This is a genomic window from Candidatus Neomarinimicrobiota bacterium (genome assembly GCA_021734025.1).
In the GTDB taxonomy this organism is placed as follows: domain Bacteria; phylum Fidelibacterota; class JAANXI01; order JAANXI01; family JAANXI01; genus JAANXI01.
The window spans coordinates 1-24,388 of the sequence record JAIPJS010000002.1 but is presented as its reverse complement, the minus strand read 5'-3'; the positions used below and the strand labels follow the sequence as shown (position 1 = coordinate 24,388).

The window sequence follows — 24,388 nt, the reverse complement described above, 5'->3', positions numbered from 1 at the left end:
CCAGTATGGATGTTATTGAATCATTACGAACACGCGCCAGGGCAGAACGCAAAACGGTTGTATTTCCGGAATCTGAAGACGCACGAATCCTGGAAGCGGCAGCTACACTTGCGAAGGAAAAACTCGTCAATCCTGTGCTTATCGGAAACAGCGATGATGTCGGCAAACAAGCTGAGGAAATTGGCATTGCTTTGGATGGCGTTCAAATTGTAACTCCTCAGAAAACTTCGTATCTTAATGAAGCTATAGAAGTGTTTTTTGAAAACCGAAAGCACAAGGGCGTCGACAGGAACCAGGCTCGGGACGAAGTGCTAAACCCGGTAATGTTTGGAGCCATGATGGTCCATCTGGGGGAAGCCGATGCATGTGTCGCCGGCGCTGCAACCGCCACGGGCAAAGTGATACGCGCTGCAATCCTGGGGATTGGAATGGCGGAGGGCATTAAAGTTGTCTCCGGGAATTTTTTGATGATTACCCCGGATGGCACGAACTATTCTTTTGCTGATTCTGCCGTCGTACCTGATCCAACATCGGAGCAGTTGGCTGATATTGCTATTTCAACGGCGAAAACGCATCAGGCGCTGACTGAGGAAGAACCGAAGGTTGCCATGCTCTCTTTCTCAACAAAGGGTAGTGCGAGCCATGAGCGCGTGGATAAGGTGACCAGAGCATTATCTATGCTTAGAGAAAAGGCCCCGGATCTCCCGGTCGATGGCGAATTGCAGTTCGATGCGGCAATCATGCCGGATATCGGAAAACGGAAGGCACCAGACAGTGCAATTGCCGGTCACGCAAATGTGTTAATATTTCCGGATCTGGACAGCGGAAATATCGGCTATAAAATTGCCCAGCGATTGGGCGGGTGTACCGCACTCGGGCCTATTGTGCAGGGAACAAAACAGCCGATGCACGATTTATCCAGAGGCTGTTCAGCCGACGATGTGGTCCTCGTGGCTACTATTGCAGCGGTTCAGGCAGGAAATGCTGAGTAATAAAACGGGTATAAGGAATAAAAGGAGCGAATAGAGCAATGCCAACCTATGAATACGGATGTAAGGCATGCGGCCATCGATTTGAGGAGTTTCAGAGCATGTCGGACGATCCCATCAAAATCTGTCCCGAATGTGGTGAAGAGAGCGTTGAACGGCTTATGAGTAGCGGCGCCGGACTCATATTCAAGGGGACCGGGTTTTACATCACCGATTATAAAAACAAAAATGGTTCCGGCGGTAACAATGGAAGAAAGGGTTCATCCAAGTCGAGTGAATCAAATACGAAATCGGACGCATCATCTTCGGAATCAAAAAAAACTAATACTGAATCTGACTAACATCTGAAGCAGGAGGAGGACTTTACTGTGTTTACCCAGCTCACTCCACCAACATCTGGTGACAAAATTACCGTGGAGAATGGCGAACTTCAGGTACCCGACAATCCTGTCATCCCTTTTATCGAGGGGGACGGCATCGGGCCTGATATCTGGAAAGCTACCAAGCGAGTCATTGACGCCGCCGTAGATAAATCATATGGTGGCGATAAAGAAATTGAATGGTTTGAAATCTACGCCGGCGAAAAGGCGAAAGATAAATACGATGAGTGGCTTCCGGAGGATACTAAAACCGCAATCACCGAATATATTGTTGCCATTAAAGGCCCATTGACCACGCCGGTCGGTGGTGGTATTCGGAGCTTGAATGTGGCACTCAGACAGCAACTGAATCTCTATGCCTGTGTTCGTCCGGTCCGCTGGTATAATGGTGTCCCCAGTCCGGTGAAAGAGCCCGAAAAACTGGATGTGGTTATCTTCCGGGAAAACACCGAGGACGTCTACGCCGGTATCGAATGGCAGGAAGGAACAGCGGACGCAGGCAAGGTTATTGACTTTCTGAACGATACCATGGGAAAGAATGTCCGGGAGGATTCGGGCATTGGTATTAAGCCAATAAGCATTACCGGGACAAAACAGCTCGTTGCGAAGGCCATCCGATATGCTATCGATCACAATCGCAAAAGCGTAACCCTCGTGCATAAAGGAAACATTATGAAGTTCACCGAAGGGGCTTTTAAGGAATGGGGTTACGAAGTTGCCCGTGAACAGTTCGGTGATATTACTATCTCGGAGGACGAAGTCTGGGAAAAGCATGAAGGTCAGGTTCCCGAGGGGAAGATCCTGATTAAGGACCGGATTGCTGATGCCATGTTCCAGCAGGTGCTCCTGCGCCCCGATGAATACGAGGTTATCGCCACGCCGAACCTGAATGGTGATTATCTGTCCGATGCGTGTGCCGCACAAGTTGGAGGCCTGGGTATGGCGCCCGGCGCAAACATCGGCGACTACGTGGCCCTGTTCGAAGCCACCCACGGGACGGCTCCGAAATATACCGGCATGGATAAGGTCAATCCGGGCTCCTTGATACTCTCAGCTGTGATGATGCTGGAATATCTTGGCTGGGACGAAGCCATGGAAATGGTGGAGTCAGCCATGGAAAAGACAATCGAACAGAAAAAAGTTACTTACGACCTGGAACGCCAGATGGAGGGAGCCACAAAGCTCAAAACATCCGAGTTTGCCAGCGCTATCATAGAAAACATGTAGGAGTTTCCGGACAAACGATTCGGACGAACAGGCGGAGCAATTTTGCTCCGCCTTCTTTTTAATTGCCTGGGGCGGAAAATGAAGCAGAAGGGTTTGCCTTCAGTCGGAGGTTATAACTTCTCATGGTTGAATATATCAAACAACATCGTATTGACATCGGATTACTGTGGCTGCGCGTCCTGATGGGCCTCGGGATTATGACACACGGGTATCGGAAAATTTTCTCTGGCAATATGGATGGATTTGCCAATGGTGTGGCCGACCTGGGTTTTCCGCTGCCCGAATTATTTGCATGGCTTGCGGCTCTTTCTGAATTTGCAGGTGGCTGGATGCTCGTATTGGGGCTCGGGACCCGTATTGCGGCTATTTTCCTTATAGGAACCATGTTTGTGGCCGCGTTTCTCCAGCATGCCGGCGATTCCTTCGGCACCAGGGAAAAATCGTTGATGTATCTGACCATGGCCGGCACGGTGGGTATAATTGGACCAGGTAAGTTCTCCCTGGATTATCTATTCGGGAAATATTTGCGAAAAAAATCGAAATAAGTACCACAAATTGACGGAATCACTACGATAATTCCGGGTACCGCCAATCTGAAGTTGTAGTTATCCTGACTCAGGGATAGTTTTAAATATCATCAGTTTCCCGTACCTTGTGCTGATAAGTGTGTGAACCAATGATGCTGGACAAAAAATGAAATTTATTGATTACGTTGAAGTGGAGGTTGCCGGCGGTCATGGCGGCATGGGCTGCGTCAGTTTTCGCCGTGAGAAGTTTGTACCAAAGGGTGGACCTGATGGTGGTGACGGTGGCAAGGGTGGATCGGTTCTCTGTAAAGTCGATCCCCAGTTGCAGACGCTGCAGGATATTCGGTATCACAGCAAGTACAAGGCGCCTGGCGGTAAACATGGCGACAGCGCCAATAAAACGGGTGCCAGCGGCAAGGATGTGGTGTTATCGGTACCGCCCGGCACAGTGGTTAAGGATTTAGATACCGGAGAAGTACTCGCCGATTTACAGGAACCGGAGGATCAGGTAATCGTTGCGAAAGGTGGAAACGGCGGTAAAGGAAATACCCGTTTCAAATCCTCCACAAACCGGGCTCCCCGGAAGGCGACACCGGGATTTGCCGGCGAAGAACGGAAAATCAGCCTGGAATTGAAGCTCCTTGCTGATGTTGGCCTTGTCGGGTTCCCGAATGCCGGAAAATCGACGCTGATTTCCCGCATTTCCTCGGCAAAACCGAAAATCGCAGACTATCCGTTTACTACTCTGACACCCAATCTTGGAGTTGTCAGGTACAGTGACTTTAAATCATTTGTCATGGCCGATATCCCCGGTCTGATAGAAGGAGCACACGCGGGCAAAGGGCTCGGGGATCAGTTCTTGCGCCATATCGAACGGACAAAGGTCCTTTTGGTCCTCATAGATGTGAACGAAGAGGATATCCTGGAAAAATATCAGAAACTGGTTGGGGAGCTGGAAGCATACGATCCGAAAATTACCCGGAAGCCCCGGTATTTGGTGCTCTCGAAAACGGATACGGTACAGGAAATCCCCAAGATAGATGATGTTCCCGAGAAGATAATAGACGTACTGCCGATTTCGTCTGTGTCCGGAGAGGGCTTAGATACTTTGCGGAATCGTGTTGGCACAACCCTGGATAAAATCCGAACGCATACCATTGAACATTGACCTGACCATAGAAGAATTGGCAGCCATCTACGCTCTGATGGATTGCCAAAAAATCGGGGTCCGGCGTGCGAGGATCCTGCTTTCGCATTATCGAGCGGCACAGCGGGTTTTTGAAAGTACGCCCCCGGAACTTGCATCCGTCGCCGGATTTGAAAAGCAGCTCGCTGACGCACTGCAAGATTGCAAAGTCAGAGACGATCACTGGGAAAAGGCCCGACGAATCAAGGAAACGGGTACCAGGATATTCCATTTCCTCAACTCAAACTATCCTGAACGGTTACGGCAAGTGCCAGATGCACCGATCCTGTTGTACGGTGTTGGCGAATTGAAAGAAGCGGACGATCAGGCCATCGCGGTCGTCGGTACCCGATCCAGCAGTAAGTACGGAAATCAGGTGACCAGAGAATTGACCACTGAACTGGTAAAGAACGGATTTACTATTGTGAGTGGTCTGGCCCGTGGTATCGATACAGAAGCGCATACTACCGCACTGGACTCCGGCGGCAGGACAATCGCCGTTCTGGGCAGCGGCATCGACCAGATTTATCCCAGAGAAAATACAGCGTTGGCGAAGAAAATTGCACAGCAGGGCATGGTCTGCACCGAATATTATCTTGGTACCGATCCCGATGCGAAAAATTTCCCAGAACGAAACCGGATAATCAGCGGACTATCACTGGGAACCGTAGTCATTGAAGCGGGGCATAAGAGCGGTGCGATATTAACGGCATTAATTGCGCTGGAGCAAAACCGGGAGGTATTTGCTGTACCGGGACGTATCGACAGCAAGCGTAGTATAGGTGCAAACCGCCTGATCAAACACGGTGCAAAACTGGTTCAAACGGTTGATGATATACTCGAGGAGCTGTCGGGACAACTTGACTTTCAGAGAAACCAGAAGCCGAAGGTGAATCAAGTTGATTTATCGCCAGACGAAGAATCCGTTTATAAAATGTTGTCCGATGAGCCAGTCCATATCGATGAAATTGCGCAATCGCTGGGACAACCTTCTCCGAAGGTATTAACCATACTTTTGGGTATGGAATTGAAGTCGATTGTTGAACAACTCCCCGGAAAAAATTTTAAAAAGGCGTAGTGCGGCAACCCATTATCACTTTCACGAATTCATTTTGCAATTCGATAGCGGATGCGGTAATTTTATTCAGTTCAGAATGGGAGCAAGGCATGATTTCGCTCACATACAACCAATCGTAATCTGCGTATGTTAGCCATGCAGATTTATTTGTAGCAAACCGACTGGATCGAAGGCAAACAAGGTATTTCCATAGAATAACAAAGGAGGTAGGAGCAATGGGTAAATCAGTTCGTACGTTAGTCAGTCTCTTAGTCATAGTTTTTGTTTTTAGTATCAGCCTGCAGAATTGTGGCTCTTCCCGTTCCGGGAGTACGGAAGAAAGTCCCATGAAGGATGTGCCTGAATGGTTTCTGGTTCAGCCTGAAGCCGAAGATGCAATTTATGGCGTCGGGAGTGCCAAAAAACAGAACCCTTCTCTGGCAAGAAAGTCTGCGATTGCGCGGGCGCGGGACGATATCGCATCCCAGGTGCAGACTAAAGTGTCCTCAATGTTAAAGGACTTTATGCAGGAATCCGGCGTAGGGGAAAACGCGCAGGCATTGGAATTCACTCAGAGTGTTAGCAAACAGGTCGTGGATATTTCCCTGGAAGGCAGTAAAGTTAAAGAAGTCTATCCTGCCAAGGATGGGACCTTTTATGCATTGGTAGAATATCCGCTGGAATCGCTGCGGCAGTCCACCTTGAGTGAAGCCCAAAAGCAGGAAGCACTCTATAACGAATTTAAGGCACAGCAGGGATTTGACGCCCTCAAAGAAGAAATCAATAACATGGAATAAACCGTTTCCGTGAATTTGAATTTCCGGGCGGACATTTTTATAACGCGACAGGTATCCCGGAAATGCCTGGTATTCGGGTGGATTGTTTTTCTGTTTTTTCCTCTGTCCATAACCGCGCAGGCCCCTCCGGCGTGGTTATACAATCCACCCCGGGATGCCAGCCATTTGTACGGCGTGGGAATCGCTCCGTATTACACTAGCGATTCACTCACTTATGTCATGGCCCGACAACATGCGGTGTCCGAACTCACCAAACAGTATTCCACCTCCGTTAAATCCAAATTAGCAGAATCACAGCATACCGGGAAAGTCCTGTCCTTTGGATACACGACGGAAACTGTCGATTCGTCAAATTTTCAACGGTGTGCCGCCAATGCGATCGTTATTGATAGCGCCAGGACGACGGAATATTACTACGTCTTAGTGAGCATCGGCAGGAACCTGGGCACGCCGGATGCTTCAGAAGTATCTTTAGGTGAACAGGCATACCCGAGTGGTGAAGAACCGGCATGGATCACAGCGGTGCCTGAATCGCCGGGTGCGATATACGGTATTGGAATTAGTAAACCGTACATGGAAGTGCCCCAGGCCTGGGAACAGTCGGCAAAAGAGGCACGCCGTGAAATTGCCATGACGCTTTCGGCGAGAAAATCATCTTTGCGAAAAGAGCAGATCACTGATGCAGGCACATATCATCGAAAGTGGAGTGAAGATGTTACAAATGTAACACTCCATCGGAATATAATTGTTGGCCGATGGTATGATACGGATAAACATCTATACTATACCTTAATAGAGTATCCGCTGCGATAAATTGTAGATATGCAGCTGTTTTCGTATCGGGAAAATAGCAGTTGTTATGAATAAACCGGAAGTTATGCACATTATCTCATGTAATACATTACAGGAACGACTGTTGAGCGTTTGACCGAAGTGGTTTCTTGGTGACCGAGCACAAAATCCGTGTCTTTCGCTAATGCGTGAAAATGTCTAACGAGTTTAAATACAATAAAAATAATAATTTAATATGTTTAAAATGTCTATTTATACTAGCATGTATCCAGTCCGGAATAAACTGGTTTAGCAGTGTAGCGGTAGTTAGAGCGTGAGCATGTGATGAATTTTCAACAGAATACACTATTTATTCACGAGTTATCCACATCTGCCAACAGTGGTAGTTCATGAGGAAAATTGTATTGTTTCTGCCCAGTGAAATTGTAAATTTGCGCCAAGTGAAAAGTAAGGTCTAGGTATCCGCAATGGTTCGATACGTATTACAAATTGGTGTACTCTTGTTGGGATGCATCGGTATAGCCATGGCACAAACCGGCACGATCCAGGGGACGGTTACGAATAAGCAGACAAGAGAACCCTTGATTGGCGTAAATATCATCCTGCAAGGTACAAATTACGGAGCGGCGACGGATGAGAATGGCCGATATGTCATTCCTGACGTGGAAACTGGAATTTACACCGTGGTCTATTCGATGATCGGGTACGAAAAACAGATCATAACGGACGTGCTGGTTAATTCAAACCAGACCATGTATAAAAACGTAAATCTACGGCAGTCCTATTTGGAGAGCGACGAAGAAATCACGGTCACAGCATACAGCTATTTCACCAAAGAAGAGGAGATCCCGGTGAGCTACCGGAATCTCAACTACGAGGAAGTTCGGCGTTCACCAGGGGCCAGGGAGGATGTGGGGCGGATGGTGCAGAACCTGCCCGGTGTTTCGCCCAGCACAGATGACCGAAATGACCTGATTATCCGCGGAGGGAGCCCGTCTGAAGTCCTGTACATGATCGACAATATTGAGATCCCGAACCCCAACCATTTTCCGACCCAGGGTGCCACCGGCGGACCGATCAGTATGGTCAATTCCCAGTTTATCGAAGATGTGAATTTTATGGCCGGCGGTTTTCCTGCAAAATACGGGCAAAAGCTTTCGGGCGTCATGGATATTAATTATCGCAACGGAAACCGCGAAGGATACGACGGAAAATTCGACCTGAGCTTTGCCGGGCTCGGCGCAAATTTTGAGGGGCCGTTTAACGAAGGACAGGGCGCATGGATGTTTGCCCTGCACAGAAGCTTCCTGGATTTTGCCTCCGATTTCCTGAACTACGGCGGTGTGCCCATCTATGCGAACACTCAGGGCAAGGTCGTATACGATCTGACGAGTGATACGAAGCTCTCTGTGATCGGAGTCGGAGGCACGGATCGCATTACTATCCAGCCAACATTGGAAACGGACGATTTCGCGGTCGGAGATACTGTGGTAAACAGCTATCAATGGGTGCAGAATAAGAATCAGCAGTACACATTCGGGGCAAATCTCTCAAAAATCTGGACCCAAAAACTGCACTCGAATTTTACGGTTTCGCGGAACGAAACCCACTTTTTCACCGACGTGAATATGCAGGATAAACGGGTCTACCGGCCTGACGATGATGATTTGGAAAGTCAGGTTATTGAAACCTATGATTTGTTCAGGAATGCGTCTGTAGAGGTGGTAAATGATCTGAAAACGGACTGGGTATATCTGTTTGAATCGGGTGATGAACTGCATTTTGGCGGTTATGGCAGAATGATGTCCTATAATCACGAGATTATCTTTACACCCACGCCGGATGATACGATTGACAGTTACGGACGCAGGATTACCGCGGATACCACCGATATGAGTCAAAACTGGACGCCGAAGGCCGGCATCTATGTGGACTACAAGAGGCAATTAAAACCGCTTTGGGCCGTGAATATCGGGTTACGATACGATTTTTTCGACCTGCTGAACACTCATGACCTGGCGCCAAGGGTGAGTACCAGCTATCAGCTTTCCAACAAACTCACTGTGAACGCCGCAACCGGCATATTTTATCAGAGTCCTGAGCTGATTACCATCACCGGCGATTCCGGAAATAAAAACCGGCTCACGAGCATCCGGAGTGATCATTACATCGTTGGAATGGAATATCTGGTAACCGATGCCACATTGTTTTCCGTGGAAATTTTTCGTAAGAATTATTTCGATTATCCGGTGTCATCGGACACAGCCTACGACCACATAACCATGGCCAATTCCGGGGCGAGTTACGGATCGGTTGGCACCGGCGCCGGAGTCAGTGAGGGCTTCGGGCATGCCACCGGCATCGAATTTTTATTGCAGAAGAAGTCCATAGAAAACTTGTATGGACTGGTTAGTTATTCCTATTCCGTCATTGAACATGCAGCGCTGGACGATGTACTCCGTCCGGGCGCATTCGATAACCGGCATGTGCTGAATATTGTCGCAGGATATCGGTTCAGCAAGCGCTGGGAAATCAGCGGGAAATGGCGATTTGCAGGAGGGCGGCCGTATACGCCGTTTGATCGCGAGGCATCAATTGCAGCAGGAGAGGGGCGCAGCGACCTTGACAGGATTCATTCGGAGCGTTACGATCCCTACCACCGGTTGGATCTGCGGTTTGACCATCGAACGTATTACAAAAATTTTACCCTGGTCTCGTATTTCTCCGTCGAAAATGTATACAACCGGCAGAATGAACACACCCGATTCTGGAACAACGATACCAAAGAAACCGTATTTGCGCACCAGACCGGTATTTTTCCAGTGGGCGGATTCAGCCTGGAGTTTTAGGCGGGAATCTTACCATGGAATAGTATAGGAGATTTACCAGTAATTCAGGACCAACCGCACAAGTTGTGCGAAAGGGGATTTCACCCTCTCTGCCGTAGCACTTACTTCCGCGTGAGATAACTCCGTCTCCGATAATCCCGTAGCGTAATTCGTAAAGCATGAAATACCGAGTACCCGCATCCCGAGTTGAGCCGCGGCAATGGCTTCGGGGACGGTCGACATTCCGATGGAATCGGCGCCCCGGGCTTGCAGATATTGCACCTCTGCCGGTGTTTCATAGGACGGACCGGTTACCCAGGCGTAAGTGCCATCCCGGACTACGATATCACTGGCTTCTGCCATGTCGCGTAATGTTGCGGCCGACTCCGTATCCCACACCTCTGATGGTGTCGGTGTCTTGTACGCATCCGGCAGCATTTTTTCCACCATAGGGATATGATTCGTTATGGTCATAAATTCGCCGGGATTATAGTCGGGATTGGCGCAGCCGGCGGCATTCGTTACTACGAGTGAATGTGCTCCCAGACGATGAAAAAGCCGGGTAGCGAAGGTGACCTCGTCCAGGGAATAACCTTCATAGTGGTGCTGGCGGCCCTGTGCAATCACCAGGGATTTGCCTTCCCATTCGCCAAAGACCAGGCGGCCGGCGTGGCCCTCCACGGTGGATTGCGGAAAGTTGGGAATTTCAGAATATGAAATGACCTGAGTCTGATTAATTTCGTCGGCGAAAAAGCCAAGTCCGGAGCCGAGAGTCAGGGCGATATCGGCATGGACATCATATTGTTTTTTAATGGCATTGAACGCCTGATCTAATTCATTGCTCAATGTGTATGACATAGTAAGTAGTTATCTTTAGTTTGAAGAAATAGTGAAGAGTTATTCAGATCTATACTTGCTCAATAATACACCGTAGTCATGCTTAAACTAAAGTGAAGAAAGAACACCCAGAATTGTGTCGTCCTCAGCCAGGGCGCCAATACCTTCGTCTCCGTCAGCCAGTTTTTTTGTAATTGGTTCGATGACAGTCAAATTATATACTTCCTGTAATTTTTGAATATGCTCCTGTGTAAACGCGTTTTCCCACATCCGGGTGTTCATTGCCGGAGCGATAATGAGTGGCGTTTCACCAAGAGCTCGCACCGCCGATGTGAGGAGATTATCGCAGATGCCGTTGGCCATCTTTGCGAGGGTGTTGGCCGTCAACGGCGCAAGTAGAAAGGCATCGCACCACTTCGCAAGGTCGATATGGAGCACCTGTTCGGTAGTACCCCATTCGTCCTGGTCCCGATAACACTGGTGCTGACTCATGACCGACAATGCCTGGACGGCAACGAACTGTTCCGCTTTTTCGGTCACGATGACACGGAATTCGTATCCCTGTTTCCGTCCCTGGGAGATTAGATTCGGCATCCGGTACGCTGCAATTGAACTGGTAATGCCTAGCAGGATCTTCTTCATTGGAATCCCGTCCTTTTTACTCATCAGTCAAAACAAATGTAATATACTGATGCGGATATGTCGATCTGTTTTCTTCATTAGCGGAATTTCGGACCGATGTCCAAAAGTTGCCGTCTATTTTGTATATTGGATCATCGTAACACGGAAAGACAGAGAATTGCAGGACTATGAAAGTCGCGATAGCTACATGTGAGAGTGAGGTCCAAACCAATACCGATGATGCGTTGGTTCTGCAATCACTTCGGCAAAATGGAGTTGACGCAGAATTAGTTGTCTGGGATAATGCTGTCATCAAATGGGACCAGTTCAACGTTGTTATTTTGCGCTCGGTGTGGGATTATACCCGGAAACATACCCAGTTTATCCAGTGGATCAATGAAGTTGCTACTCGCACGATATTACTCAATTCTGCAGAAACCGTTCTCTGGAATTTGAACAAACGGTATATGCATGATCTGGAGTTTAATGGAATCCCAGTGGTACAAACGGCATATACTGCTGACTATGAACCGGAATCGGTTGAAGAAATTATCGTAGAGAATGGGTGGAGCGACGTGGTGCTGAAACCCTCGATCTCGGCCGGTGGCTATCATGCGCTGCTGTTGAAAAATCCGTCTTCATCGGATATCAGTAGCGCCCTGAATCAGTTGCCCGACACTGGGGAGTGCATGATTCAACCGCTTCAGGAGGCAATCCTCAACGAGGGGGAATATTCTGCCGTGTACATCAATGGGAAAGTCAGTCATCTAATCCGGAAATTTGCCAAAGAAGGCGAATTCCGGGTGCAGCCGCAGCACGGGGGCGGAGAAGAACTATTGCCGGTAACCAGGGAAGTACGCCGGTTTGCAGAGGAAATCATTGGTGCGATTGATCCCGAACCATTGTATGCCCGGATTGATTATATTCGCTCTGCGGATGGGAACCAAAAGCTCATGGAACTGGAACTTATTGAACCGAATCTGTTCTTGCGATACTCTGAAGAGGCGGTAGAGAACCTCACCAGGGGAATAATGAGGATGGGGGAGTAAGCCTACGTGTTTTTAATCCAATGAAACCAGAAACAAGGAGTTAAACAATGCGTCATTATATAAAGGTATTCTGTTTGGTCATACTAATTGGTCAGCCGGACCTGACCGCGCAGATACCACCAACGCCGGCGGAAGACCAACAGGCGTTGCTGGAAAGTGACGATCCGGAATTAGAAAAAAATAAAAAGCTGGTATACGATTGCTGGCGAATTGTACTGGAGGCGCGCCATCTGGATCAGGCTGAAAAGTATATGAAGGAGGATTATATCCAACATAACCCGAATGTCGCCACCGGCCGGGAGGCCTTCGTAGAATTTTTCTCACAGTTTGGTGAACCGCAACCAATTAAAGATACTATTCAGATGCCGCTCATCGAAATTGTTGCCGAAGGCGATATGGTTGTCCTGAGTTTTGCGCGTGAATATCCTGATCCCAATGACGAATCAAAAACCTATACCACAACCTGGTTCGACATGTTTCGCATCGAGAACGGTAAACTCGCGGAGCACTGGGATTCCGCGAGGAAACGGTAGAGGATACGATGGTGATTGAAAAAGTTCATCCGAACGAGAATCAGTTAAATCTATATGAATAATCCAGTGAGTTCTGAGACCCACAATATAGGCAAATATGCAGGGCATTATGCAGGGCGTGGTCAAATAAAACTATGTAAGATTATGTAATATATTTGAAAAGTTACCGTAGGTTTAAAGCTCCGAAATCACCCATTCGACAAAAAATAAAAAACCCTAACTCACTGTTTATCAATAAGTTAGGGTTTTTAATTCGGCTGAGCGGGCGATGGGAATCGAACCCACGTCTCGAGCTTGGGAAGCTCGGGTAATAGCCATTATACGACGCCCGCGTAATTGAAAGTAAAGATAGTTTGAATCGGTATCGATGTCAAGAAGGGGAATAAGGAAAAGGGGTATAAGGTATGGGGTAAAGGGGGAAATGGGAGAAAGGAGCAGGGAGAAAGGAGAAGGGAGAAGGCAGACGGGAAAACTATTCGTTGTTGGTAGTTGGTAGTTCGTTGTAACAGCATGAAAGGGTTGTCAGTTCTCATCAGGTAGAAGGAACCAGATCAAATATCCAATGTCTAATTACCCAACACCATAACTCAATTGAAGAATGCAGAATGAAGGAGTATAGAACCGGAGTTCGGAACCGGGGGACCGGAGGCCGGAGGCCGGAAAAGAAAAAGAGGTATAGGGGATATGGATATAGGGGATTAGGCTCAAGGGTATAGAGAGCAAGGTATTTCTTAATCTTAATCATAATCTTACTCTTAATCGGTTGTTACCTGGAAAAGAGAAAGCTGGAGGGAGCAGGGAGAAGGCAGAAAGGGAAAAACTGTGGATAGCTCGTTGTTTGTGGATCGTTGATCACAAGACTTGCGAATATATTTTTATCCGATTTTTTTCGCTGTACGTGGAATTTTTGTAGGATGAAAGAAGGAGAAGGGGAACGAACGCAACGAACAACCAACAACTCACGACTAACGAATATCCACTGAAGTGGGTACTATTAAAATGCTTGACACACGGACATAGGACTCAAGACTCCTAACCGCCATTAACTATAACACGATAACACACTAACACTTTAACACGGTTTTAAGATACTGTTTTTGTTTGTGAATCCGTGGTCTCCCACCTATTTTTGTTAGCTATGAAAATCACAGACGTACAACCGAACAGTTTGGGAGAAGAACTCGGCCTGCGGGTCGGGGATCAGCTGTTGCGGATCAATGGACAGCGGGTGCGGGATATTATCGATTACCGCTTCCATTTTACCGAGGATACCATCGAAATGGTGATCTTCAGGGAGGGGGAACGAGTTACGATCGAAGAGTTCGCCAAGCACCCGGATGAGCAGCTCGGCGTCACCTTCGAACCCATCAAGATACGGAAGTGCGCCAACGACTGTCTGTTTTGCTTCGTGGATCAGAATCCCGAAGAAGTTCGGGACTCACTGAAATTCCGTGACGGTGACTACCGCCTTTCGTTTATGCAGGGGCATTATGTCACCCTCACCAACGTCGGCTGGAAGGAAATGGAGCGGATCGCCACCCAGGGACTGAGTCCCATTTATGTGTCCGTCCACGTAACCGATCCCGAAGTTCGCAAAGAGTTGATTCTATATAAAAAAGAGGACGATATCCTGGAAAAGCTGGACTATCTGGTCTCCAACGGGATCGAGGTCCACACGCAGATTGTGTTGGTCCCGGGTGTCAACGACGAAGAAGTGCTCGACAAAACCCTTGAAGACTTATACCAATTCCGGGAAAACCTGATGTCGGTCGCGCTTGTGCCGGTTGGGCTTACGAAGCACCGGGAAGGACTGGCTGAACTGGAATCAGTCTCCCCGGAATATGCCAGCGATTTTATGCCGAAGGTCCGGAAGTATGACGAGATGTACCGGAACAAAGAGGGCGAGCGGTTTGTCTATCTCAGTGACGAGTGGTTTATCCTGGCTGATGAAGAAATTCCGCCGATGGACTATTACGGGAACGCATACCAGATTGAAAACGGCGTCGGTTTAGTACGCTCTTTTCTTGACGATTTCGAAGCGCAGTCCCGCGGTTTCCCTGAGAACCTCCCGGAGCCCAGGGAAGTCAGCCTGGTCACCGGAAAACTGGCGGAACCGATCTTCAGGGAACACATTATGCCGGTATTGAACGAAATCGAAAACTTCCACGCCAACCTGTATGCCATCCGGAACGACTTCTGGGGGGATATGGTCACGGTGGCAGGACTGCTCACCGCACAGGACGTCATCCGTCAGCTGGCGGCACGGAACCTGGGTGATGCACTCTATCTGCCAATGCGATTCATAAACGACGATGGAATCACCCTGGATGACAAAACGCCGGAAGATATTCAGAATCACCTCGGCGTCCCCACCTTTGTCACCGATGAGGACTTTATGAAAATTATCACAGGCAACGATGAACCGGAAATCGATATTAATGCTCGCAGCACTGCAGTCGAGGTGTTGAGCGGCATTGGGCAGGTGGGATGAGAGGTATGGTTACCGCACAGGAAGTCCCCATCACAGAATCCTCGCTTACCGTCGCCGTCGTCGGCCGCCCCAACGTCGGGAAATCCACACTCTTCAACCGGTTAACCGGACAGCGCCAGGCGATCACCTCCAAAATTGAAGGAACAACCCGGGATCGCATCTATGGGAATGTAGACTGGGCCGGGCATACCTTTACTATCATTGATACTGGCGGCTATATTCCCAGAAGTGATGAACAAATAGATGCCACAGTTCGGCGTCAGGTGGAAGTTGCCCTTGAACAGGCTGATTTTATCCTGTTTGTGGTGGATGCTGCAACCGGCATTACCTCGGTAGAGCAGGAACTCGCCAATGAACTCCGGAGCCAGGCCGAGCGGGTATTGGTGGTCGTGAATAAGGTCGATTCGGACAACCAGGCTCTGGACGTGCACGAGTTCTGGAATCTTGGATTAGGAGAACCGATAGGCGTCTCTGCTGAAAGTGGGAGACTCACCGGCGATCTGCTGGACAGACTGGTGGAACGATTCCCGGAGAAAGCTACCCGGCCTGCGAAAGATCCGGACAGAATTCCGCTGGCCATCGTCGGAATGCCCAACGTTGGAAAATCCTCGTTTACTAATGCAATCCTGAACGAGGAAGTTTCTATCGTCACCGACATTCCCGGGACGACCCGGGACACGGTCCATTCAGATTTTACGTACTACGAACAAAAATTCCGCCTCATTGATACCGCTGGACTCCGGAAGCGATCCAAGATAGCCGAAGAGATTGAGTATTACAGCCTGGTTCGGACATATCAGGCCATTGATTCTGCGGCAGTGGGAATCGTCATCGTGGATGCCGACAAAGGCTTTTCCCGCAGGGATGCCGAAATTATCCGGTACGTGCTGGACAAGAAAAAGGGATTAGTCATTGCAGTGAACAAGTGGGATCTGATTGAGAAGGAGACCAACACGGCGAAGATTTTCCAGGATGATATCGTGTACCGGTTTCCGGAACTGGAGTTCTATCCATTTGTATTTATCAGCGTACTGCATCGTCAGCGTCTGTACAAGCCGATAAAGCTGGCTGCTAAAATCTATGAAGAGCGCGGCAAGAGCATCAAAACCAGCGCACTGAACGACTATCTGCAGGAGGTAATTGACCGGACTCCACCGCCACGGGTCAAAGGAAAATTCGTACGTATAAAATACGTCACCCAGGTGAAGTCGGCGCCGCCGGTGTTCGCATTTTTCGTGAACGATCCGTCATTGATTCCGGAACACTATCGGCGGTTCCTCGAACACAAGATCCGCGAGAAGTGGAGCTTCTTCGGTGTCCCGCTGACGCTGTCGTTTCGGCAGAAGTAGCGGCTGGTAATCATCAATCTTTCAACCCCGGCCATTGTAAGCCATAGTTGTTTTTAACGGAAACTCAGTGTTTGAGCACCCGAATAGATGTCGTAAGCATTCGGATATTTTTTTGAAATAATTGTGAAAGACCGTCACGTGATAATAGGAGTGCGAGTTCTGAGTTTCCTTGATTTTTTCTGCCCGTTTTTTATCAAGAAAAAACGGGCAATAAATGTAAGAGTTTCCCAAAAAGGAAATGTTGTCAAAATCACAGATTTTCCCAGAGGCATCTACGATTGTACAAAACCCGGAGAATTCTTACGCGGAAATCCCCGGTAACAGGGGATACCGGTCATTATTCATTACCTCCACCAACGGGGTTGAATTAAGCCATAGAAAACTGTTCAGGCGCAGATTGAATTTTCATTTGGAACTAATCCAGCAATTACCTCATATTTGATACAATCGTATGAAACGGATCATCCTCTATATATCTCTTTCACTCTTTTTATTTTTTACAAAAGATACATTCGCCCAACCCGACAAACCGGTCAAATGCGGATTTTCCGTGCTGATGGAGCAGGCAAAACTGGGGAAAATCACTGCGGCACAGATGCAGCGCCCATCTCTGCAATACCGGTATCTGACGCAGGATTCGGTCTTCCTGATTCATTATAGCCTGGAAGGCGGGGACGCTATCGATCCCACCAGCACCAACAGCCAGGGTATCCCGGATTGGGTGTATGAGGCAGAAAAAGCATTGCACAAATCCTACTTCACGCTGGTGGATTCGATGGGATTTCCACCGCCGCCCATGGATAGCCAATCGTATCCAGATGAAGGGGACCGGCGGGATGGTGATCCGTCCGGTGGGGCACGGGATATTTACATCCACGATCTGTCGGGATCAATTTATGGCATCACCAGGTGGGAAGATGAGGTTATCAAAACACCCACAAGCGATATGGCCCGCGCCAGCTATACGGAGATCGACAACGATTACGTAGAGGCAAATTATTACACCCACGGCGTTAACGCGCTCCGGGCGACCATTGCGCACGAACTGTTTCACCAGTTTCATCTGGCCTATACCCTTAAGTTGGAAGACGTATGGTGGTATGAAATCTCCAGCAGCTGGTTTGAAGATTTGGTGTACCCTGCGGTGAATGATTATATCCAGTACGTCTCTTCATATTTTGCCAGTCAAAGCCAGCCACTGCATACCAGCGGAGGATATAAAACCGCCCATTATGGTTATATATTAAACAGTTATAACGAGCCCACTGTCTGGAGCGATATCTGGGCCAATTTTGTCACGGAACGAGCGTATCCCGCTATCGATCACGCGCTCAAAGATATCGGATATTCGTTCGCGGGTTCCTATCGAAAATTCGGCGCCTGGAACCTGCTAACCGGCAGTCGTGCCATCAATGGATACGGCTATCCGGATGCCGCAGAGTACCCTGAGATTACCACCAGCGGCGCCATCACCATTCCCGACTCGTTGCCGGTGGCTCGGTCGATTCCTGCCAGAGATATATTATACCAGGATCTCATGCACACAGGTGTTGGTTTGGAACATTACCGATTGAATTTCAATCCGCTAGATGCAAGGGGGGGAGGGTCCATTGCCATCCCTGGGTCCACAAACCCGGTGGACTTCTTTCTTGGAAAACAAACCTTGAGCCTAACCTTTCCTAAATCTGGAATGGCTGGTGTTGGAGCGCTTGTTAATCCCGTAGTGGACACCACATCCATCTCGATATCACAGGAGAAAAAGATCGTAACCTTTTTCCCCAACACTTACGTACCGGCCGAACACGGCAACAATATCCAAATATACACTGTGTTGAATGAAGCCGGACCAATACGTGCAGATCTGTTTGATGTCACCGGACGAAGAGTGCTCAAGTATAATTTCGGTGGTCAGGCATTTGATTCCGGGCCTATTCAGTTAACGCTTCCCATAGAAGGGCAGAGCACCGGAAAGCTCAGCAGCGGGGTCTATTTTCTGAGACTCGACGCCGGAAACCAGACCCAAACAGGCAAATTCGTGCTCATCCGATGACGGACGAATACCTCACTGTAAAAGAGTACGCAACTGCCCGGTTCAAGGAAAAGGGTTCCAAATTTATCGGACATATTTATCCTGTCAATTCCAGAGATGACGCGGCGCAGCGACTTTCCGAGGTAAAGCAGGAGTACTACGACGCCACGCACAATTGTTCAGCATATGTGATCGGATTGGGCGATGAGACCGATTTCCACTACGATGACGACGGGGAGCCTTCTGGTACGGCGGGCAAGCCGATCTACCAGGCCATCACCGGCGCTGATCTGACAAATGTCATTATAATCATCACACGATACTTTGGGGGAACCAAACTGGGCACCGGCGGACTGATCCGAGCCTATGGGGAGTCCGCACACCTGACCATCGAGAATGCGACCATCGTCCGGAAAGTCCTGACTGAAACGGTTTCTCTGGAAACAACGTACGAGGATATCAGCGCAGTGATGAGAACGATTGAAAACATGGAAGCCAGGATTACCGACCAAGATTACGGTGAAAAAATCCGGATAACGGTAGCGGTACGACAATCTCTGGCAGAACAGTTCCGCCGGCAGTTAATTGACAGTACCGGAGACCGGATAGCGTTTGTCTGACAGTTCATTTTTTTCGTATCTTTAATAATGTGGCAATTTCCGGAATATAGCTGCCAGAGAAGCGAATCGGCTAATGATTCTCTGGGAAAATTTTTAAAAAAGGTCCCTTGCAAAAATGTCTGACCAGAAATCATCCATCCCCGCAAAAATTCTGAACTGGCTCACCGAGGATTTAAAGTATCGTCGCGGGCAGATGAAATCCGCGCTGGAGCTCCTGGCCGGGGGCGCCACCATCCCGTTCGTGGCGCGTTACCGCAAGGAAGCCACCGGCGAACTGGACGAAATCGAGCTGAAGGAAATCTGGAACGCCTACCAGTATTACGACGAACTGGAGGAGCGTAAAGAGACCGTCCTCGCCACGATCGAAAAACAGGATAAACTGACGGACGAGCTGAAGGCCCGCATCCTGGAGTGCCGGGAGAAGACCGAATTAGAAGATCTTTATGCGCCGTACAAGCCGAAGCGCCGCACCCGGGCTCAAAAGGCGCGGGAAAAGGGATTGGAGCCGCTGGCGGACAGCATCTGGCTGCAGCCGGTCAACGGCGATCCGCTGGCGGATCTGGCGTTGGAATACTTATCCGATGAAGTTGAGTCGGTTGAAGATGCTCTGGCCGGTGCGCACGATATTTTGGCCGAGCGTATCGCTGACGATCCCGACATTCGGCAGTGGCTGCGGGAGTACATGTATCAGAACGGGCTCCTGGTGACCAAGGCCAAAAAGGAGTGGCGGGGAAAGCAGTCCAAGTTCGAGCAGTATTACGACTACAGCGAACCGGTGAAAAAGGTCGCCGGACACCGATTTCTGGCCATCCGCCGCGGCGCGGATGAGGACATCATCAACTATTCCATCGATGTTGAGCCCGAACCGGTGTTCGAGTATATCGCCCGAGAGGTCTTAACAGAGGACAGTCCATACAAGGAATTCTTGCAGGAAGTAATCGAAGACGCCTACGGCCGGTTACTCTCGCTTTCCATCAGCAGTTCCATCCTCTCCGAAGTGCGGGAGGAGTCGGAAGAGGAAGCCATCGATGTCTTTGCCAAGAATGTCCGTGACCTGCTGATGGCGGCGCCGGCGGGGCACAAGCGAACCATGGCCATTGACCCAGGATTCCGCACAGGGTGCAAGATCGCCGTCCTGAACGAAACCGGACAGTTCCTGGAGAATGAGACGATTTATCCCCATCCGCCGCAGGAGAAGCGGAAAGAAGCAGCGCAAATTATCAAATTTCTTGCGGAAAAGTACGACATCGAACTCATCGCCATTGGCAACGGCACGGCTGGACGGGAGACGGAAGCTTTTACCAAAGAAGTGGTACGCGAACAGAATCTCCCGGCCATACCGGTGATGGTGAACGAATCCGGCGCGTCGGTCTATTCGGCGTCCGAGGTTGCTTCGGAGGAGTTCCCGGATCTGGATCTCACCGTTCGTGGGGCTATATCTATTGGAAGACGTTTACAGGATCCGCTGGCGGAGTTGGTGAAGATCGATCCCAAGAGCATCGGCGTGGGGCAGTATCAGCATGACGTGAATCAGACCAAGCTGAAGGAGGAACTGGACACCGTGATCTCCAGCTGCGTCAACGCGGTGGGCGTGGATATCAATACCGCGTCCAAACAGCTGCTAACCCACGTCTCCGGGCTGACAACTTCTACTGCAGAAAATATCGTGGACCAGCGGGAATCCAACGGGAAATTCAAATCACGGGAGGAGATAAAAGATGTACCCGGCATCGGCGCGGTCACCTTTGAGCAGTGCGCGGGCTTCCTGAAGATTCCGGGCGGGAAGAATCCGCTGGACAACAGCAACGTGCATCCGGAATCGTATTATATCGTAGAGAAAATGGCCAAAGACGTAGGCAAATCGCTGGGAGCTATCGTTGGAAAGGGCATTGACGTGGATCCCAAAAAGTATGTGGACGACGAAAAAGGGCTCCCGACGGTAAAGGATATTCTCACAGAACTCCGTCGCCCTGGTCGCGATCCCCGGGACGAATTCAAAACCGCCGAGTTCAAGGAGGGCGTCGAGGAAATCGGTGACCTGAAAGAGGGAATGCTGCTGGAGGGGACGGTGACCAACGTGACCCACTTCGGCGCGTTCGTGGATGTGGGAGTTCACCAGGATGGATTAGTGCATATTTCCGAAATAGCTGATAAATTTGTGGATGACCCGCATGAAGAGGTGAAGGTCGGCCAGGTGGTGAAGGTAAAGGTGCTGAGCGTAGATGAGGAGCGAAACCGGATCGGGCTGAGCATGAAGCAAGCGAAGAACTGATAAATAGCACACAGATGACGCAGATTAAGCAGATAACCGCTGATAAAACGCCCAAAATTTTACCGTAAAGTCCTAACACTGCGAAGGAATTTGATAAGGAAAAATTGCCAAATATAAACACTATAACACCGCTTTTAACCTGAACACACGAACACTTGAATACTCTAACACTGTAGTTGAAACCTTAACGGGGAGTGATTTATGGCAACGTCTGACATCTCAACATTAAGCATTAACACCATTCGCACCCTTGCGATGGACGGCGTACAGAAAGCCGGTTCCGGGCATCCCGGAATGCCCATGGGCTGTGCGCCGATCGCGTATTTATTGTACACGCAATACATGAAACACACGCCGGAAGTGCCGGACTGGCCGGATCGCGACCGGTTCGTGCTCTCCGCCGGACACGGCTCTATGCTGCTGTACAGCATGCTGCATCTTACCGGTTACGGAATGCCGCTCGATCAGTTGAAGCAGTTCCGTCAGCTGGGCAGCAAAACCGCAGGACATCCGGAATACTGGGATGTCCCAGGCATCGAAACCACTACCGGTCCGCTGGGGCAGGGTTTTACCAACGGAATCGGGATGGCGCTGGCGGCCAAGCATCTTGCGGCAAAGTTTAACAAAGATGATTATCCCATCATTGATCACAACATTTACGCCATATGCAGCGACGGCGACCTGATGGAGGGCATCTCCTCCGAGGCGGCCTCGCTGGCGGGACACCTGGGACTGGACGATGTCATCTACCTGTATGACGATAATAAAATTACCATCGATGGTAGCACGGATTTGGCCTTTTCCGAAGATGTACCGACACGATTTGAGTCATACGACTGGCACGTGCAGGTGGTTGATGATGTCAACAATCTGGATGCGCTGTCGTCGGCAATCGAGACGGCCAAAGAAGTGAAGGGCAAACCGCATCTCATCGCTGTCCGGACGCACATCGGGTACGGCAGTCCGAATCAGCAGGATACTTCCGCAGCCCACGGTTCGCCACTGGGCGAAGAGGAAGTGGCACTGACCAAGGAGAATCTCGGCTGGGATCCGGAGAAGCATTTTTACGTGCCGGATGAAGTCAGCGAACACATCAAGGAACAGGTCACCGAACGTGCTGAAGCGTATGGCGAATGGCAGGAGATGTTTGACTCCTATCGCGAGGAGTATCCGGAACTGGCCTCGGAATTTGAACGCCGGATGCGCGGATCGCTGCCGGAGGACTGGGACAAGGATCTGCCGGTCTTCAGTCCGGAAGACGGCCGCATGGCCACCCGGAAGGCGTCCGGAGCCACTATTCAGCCACTGTCGGCTAACATACCCGAACTTATCGGTGGCTCGGCGGACCTGGAACCATCCAACAAAACCTACATCGATGCCGAAAAGAATTTCGCCAGAGATGCCTACGACCAGCGGAATCTGCATTTCGGCGTTCGTGAGCACGCCATGAGCTCCATTGTAAGTGGCATGTCGCTGACCAAGGGTGTGCGACCCTACGGGGCGACGTTCCTGATATTCTCCGACTATCTCCGCCCGACGCTCCGTCTCGCAGCCATGATGGGACTCCCGAACATTTACGTGTTCACCCACGACTCCATCGGCGTCGGCGAGGACGGCCCGACGCACCAGCCCATCGAACAGGTGGCGTCGCTTCGCGCCATTCCCAACTTCCTGACGCTGCGTCCCGCGGACGCCAACGAAGTGGTGGAGTGCTGGAAAATCGCACTGGAACAGACAGACCGGCCCACGGCGTTCGCATTGACCCGCCAGGGACTCCCGATCTACGATCGCAGTAAATACGCCGCAGCATCTAACGTGCGGAAGGGTGGTTACGTGATGAACGACTCCGGCGACGATCCGGAGATTATCTTCCTGGCCTCTGGTTCCGAGGTGGAACTGGCGCTCGGCGCCCAGGATGCCCTCGCCGAAGAAGGCGTGGACTCCCGCGTCGTGAATATGTGCTCGTGGGAGCTGTTCGACGAGCAGACCGACGAGTACCGCGAAAGCGTCCTGCCGCGTTCCGTCGACAAGCGCGTGGTCATCGAGGCAGGCCGCCGCACCGGCTGGGACAAATACGCCGGCTGGAACTCGGCATTCATCACCATGGAGACTTACGGTACTTCAGCTCCAGGCCAAGACGCCTTCAAGCACTTCGGCTTCACCGTGGAGAATGTGGTGGAGAACGCGAAATCGCTTCTGTAGTTACCGAGAACGAGTGGTGAGTCTGATTAAAGCGCCCCAGAGCCGGGGCGCTTTTGTTTTTTCTGACAGGATTGACAGGATGGACAGGATAATATAAAAGAAATCAATTTATGCCGGTAGATCGAGCGACAAGATTTTTATTACCAAGGTTCAACGATATCTGTCCGAAAGGTGTTTAATCAAAGAATTCCCCGACGCTTGCGTCGCGGGTGATTATTGGTAGTTGTTGCCAAAGAAATTCCGGTGGTAAAACCACAAAATTGGCTCAATACCTCGTTGCTCTGCTGCGAGGATAGTCAATTTTGAGGAATTTCTTTATTTTTTTTATTGGCTATTAACTTTGCTCAGGAAATTAAATATCTGCTCCTGCGCTCCATCAGACTGTTTATTCCCGAGTGCACTCTGCGGTGGGAAGCGTCATATGGTCTTGGAGCAAGTTGCTGGGATGCTCGAAAGATGAGATACAACTCTATCCCCTGTCCCCTTTCCCTTTGCAAGGGAAAGGGGTGGAGTTGCTATGTTTTGGTGGACACCCCAAAAAGAGCGATATTTCTTGTGAGGAGGTTGTCCAATGAAGATATCAAGCACACGCCGGCACTTCA

The 24,388-nt window shown here is 49.9% G+C and carries 19 protein-coding genes and 1 tRNA gene; 17 read left to right on the top strand and 3 right to left on the bottom strand.

Annotation, left to right across the window (positions count from 1 at the left end; translation table 11 throughout):
• Positions 1-5: 5 nt before the first annotated feature.
• The 9 genes from pta (at position 6) to K9N57_02280 (ending at position 9,804) form a co-directional block, all read left to right on the top strand.
• Positions 6-992 carry a phosphate acetyltransferase gene (pta, locus tag K9N57_02320; GenBank protein ID MCF7803002.1) on the top strand — a complete coding sequence of 329 codons (987 nt, stop codon included), beginning with the start codon at positions 6-8 and terminating at the stop codon, positions 990-992.
• A 38-nt stretch (positions 993-1,030) separates the two neighbouring features.
• Positions 1,031-1,330 carry a zinc ribbon domain-containing protein gene (locus K9N57_02315; GenBank protein MCF7803001.1) on the top strand — a complete coding sequence of 100 codons (300 nt, stop codon included), beginning with the start codon at positions 1,031-1,033 and terminating at the stop codon, positions 1,328-1,330.
• A 27-nt stretch (positions 1,331-1,357) separates the two neighbouring features.
• Positions 1,358-2,596 (top strand): isocitrate dehydrogenase (NADP(+)), encoded by a 1,239-nt coding sequence (gene icd, locus K9N57_02310; protein MCF7803000.1) that lies wholly within the window; start codon positions 1,358-1,360, stop codon positions 2,594-2,596.
• A 122-nt stretch (positions 2,597-2,718) separates the two neighbouring features.
• A complete protein-coding gene (locus tag K9N57_02305) occupies positions 2,719-3,141 on the top strand; it encodes a DoxX family protein (GenBank protein ID MCF7802999.1) in 423 nt (140 codons plus the stop codon).
• A 148-nt stretch (positions 3,142-3,289) separates the two neighbouring features.
• Positions 3,290-4,291: a GTPase ObgE gene (obgE, locus tag K9N57_02300; protein MCF7802998.1), complete on the top strand. Its 1,002-nt coding sequence runs from the start codon at positions 3,290-3,292 to the stop codon at positions 4,289-4,291.
• Positions 4,245-5,387 (top strand): DNA-processing protein DprA, encoded by a 1,143-nt coding sequence (gene dprA, locus K9N57_02295; GenBank protein ID MCF7802997.1) that lies wholly within the window; start codon positions 4,245-4,247, stop codon positions 5,385-5,387. Before obgE ends, dprA begins: the two co-directional genes overlap by 47 nt.
• 215 nt (positions 5,388-5,602) lie before the next feature.
• Positions 5,603-6,163 carry an LPP20 family lipoprotein gene (locus K9N57_02290; protein ID MCF7802996.1) on the top strand — a complete coding sequence of 187 codons (561 nt, stop codon included), beginning with the start codon at positions 5,603-5,605 and terminating at the stop codon, positions 6,161-6,163.
• A gap of 9 nt (positions 6,164-6,172) precedes the next feature.
• A complete protein-coding gene (locus K9N57_02285; GenBank protein MCF7802995.1) occupies positions 6,173-6,976 on the top strand; it encodes an LPP20 family lipoprotein in 804 nt (267 codons plus the stop codon).
• A gap of 446 nt (positions 6,977-7,422) precedes the next feature.
• Positions 7,423-9,804: a TonB-dependent receptor gene (locus K9N57_02280; GenBank protein ID MCF7802994.1), complete on the top strand. Its 2,382-nt coding sequence runs from the start codon at positions 7,423-7,425 to the stop codon at positions 9,802-9,804.
• A 33-nt stretch (positions 9,805-9,837) separates the two neighbouring features.
• On the opposite strand, the gene K9N57_02275 is transcribed toward K9N57_02280, so the two are convergent.
• Both K9N57_02275 and K9N57_02270 read right to left on the bottom strand, forming a co-directional pair.
• Positions 9,838-10,641, bottom strand: a complete 804-nt coding sequence (locus K9N57_02275; protein MCF7802993.1) for a purine-nucleoside phosphorylase — start codon at positions 10,639-10,641, stop codon at positions 9,838-9,840.
• Between the two features lie 87 nt (positions 10,642-10,728).
• Positions 10,729-11,262, bottom strand: a complete 534-nt coding sequence (locus tag K9N57_02270) for a phosphopantothenoylcysteine decarboxylase (GenBank protein ID MCF7802992.1) — start codon at positions 11,260-11,262, stop codon at positions 10,729-10,731.
• A gap of 167 nt (positions 11,263-11,429) precedes the next feature.
• Here K9N57_02270 and K9N57_02265 point away from each other — a divergent pair, with 167 nt between their 5' ends.
• Together K9N57_02265 and K9N57_02260 are read left to right on the top strand one after the other, a co-directional pair.
• Positions 11,430-12,290 (top strand): hypothetical protein, encoded by an 861-nt coding sequence (locus K9N57_02265; protein MCF7802991.1) that lies wholly within the window; start codon positions 11,430-11,432, stop codon positions 12,288-12,290.
• Between the two features lie 47 nt (positions 12,291-12,337).
• Entirely contained in the window at positions 12,338-12,823 is a 486-nt protein-coding gene (locus tag K9N57_02260; GenBank protein MCF7802990.1) for a nuclear transport factor 2 family protein, read from the top strand.
• Between the two features lie 260 nt (positions 12,824-13,083).
• Here the strand turns inward: K9N57_02260 and K9N57_02255 are convergent.
• Positions 13,084-13,155, bottom strand: a tRNA-Gly gene (locus K9N57_02255).
• Between the two features lie 806 nt (positions 13,156-13,961).
• On the opposite strand from K9N57_02255, the gene K9N57_02250 reads away from it, so the two are divergent.
• The 6 genes from K9N57_02250 (at position 13,962) to tkt (ending at position 23,786) form a co-directional block, all read left to right on the top strand.
• Positions 13,962-15,314 carry a DUF512 domain-containing protein gene (locus tag K9N57_02250; protein ID MCF7802989.1) on the top strand — a complete coding sequence of 451 codons (1,353 nt, stop codon included), beginning with the start codon at positions 13,962-13,964 and terminating at the stop codon, positions 15,312-15,314.
• A gap of 5 nt (positions 15,315-15,319) precedes the next feature.
• Positions 15,320-16,663 (top strand): ribosome biogenesis GTPase Der, encoded by a 1,344-nt coding sequence (gene der / locus K9N57_02245; protein ID MCF7802988.1) that lies wholly within the window; start codon positions 15,320-15,322, stop codon positions 16,661-16,663.
• Between the two features lie 451 nt (positions 16,664-17,114).
• A complete protein-coding gene (locus K9N57_02240; protein ID MCF7802987.1) occupies positions 17,115-18,713 on the top strand; it encodes a T9SS type A sorting domain-containing protein in 1,599 nt (532 codons plus the stop codon).
• The gene (locus tag K9N57_02235) at positions 18,710-19,312 is read left to right on the top strand and encodes a YigZ family protein (protein MCF7802986.1); all 603 of its coding nucleotides are present in this window, start codon (positions 18,710-18,712) and stop codon (positions 19,310-19,312) included. Before K9N57_02240 ends, K9N57_02235 begins: the two co-directional genes overlap by 4 nt.
• 115 nt (positions 19,313-19,427) lie before the next feature.
• On the top strand, positions 19,428-21,584 hold the full coding sequence (locus K9N57_02230; protein MCF7802985.1) for an RNA-binding transcriptional accessory protein: 2,157 nt from the start codon (positions 19,428-19,430) through the stop codon (positions 21,582-21,584).
• A gap of 201 nt (positions 21,585-21,785) precedes the next feature.
• Positions 21,786-23,786: a transketolase gene (gene tkt / locus K9N57_02225; protein MCF7802984.1), complete on the top strand. Its 2,001-nt coding sequence runs from the start codon at positions 21,786-21,788 to the stop codon at positions 23,784-23,786.
• The last annotated feature ends 602 nt before the right edge of the window (positions 23,787-24,388 follow it).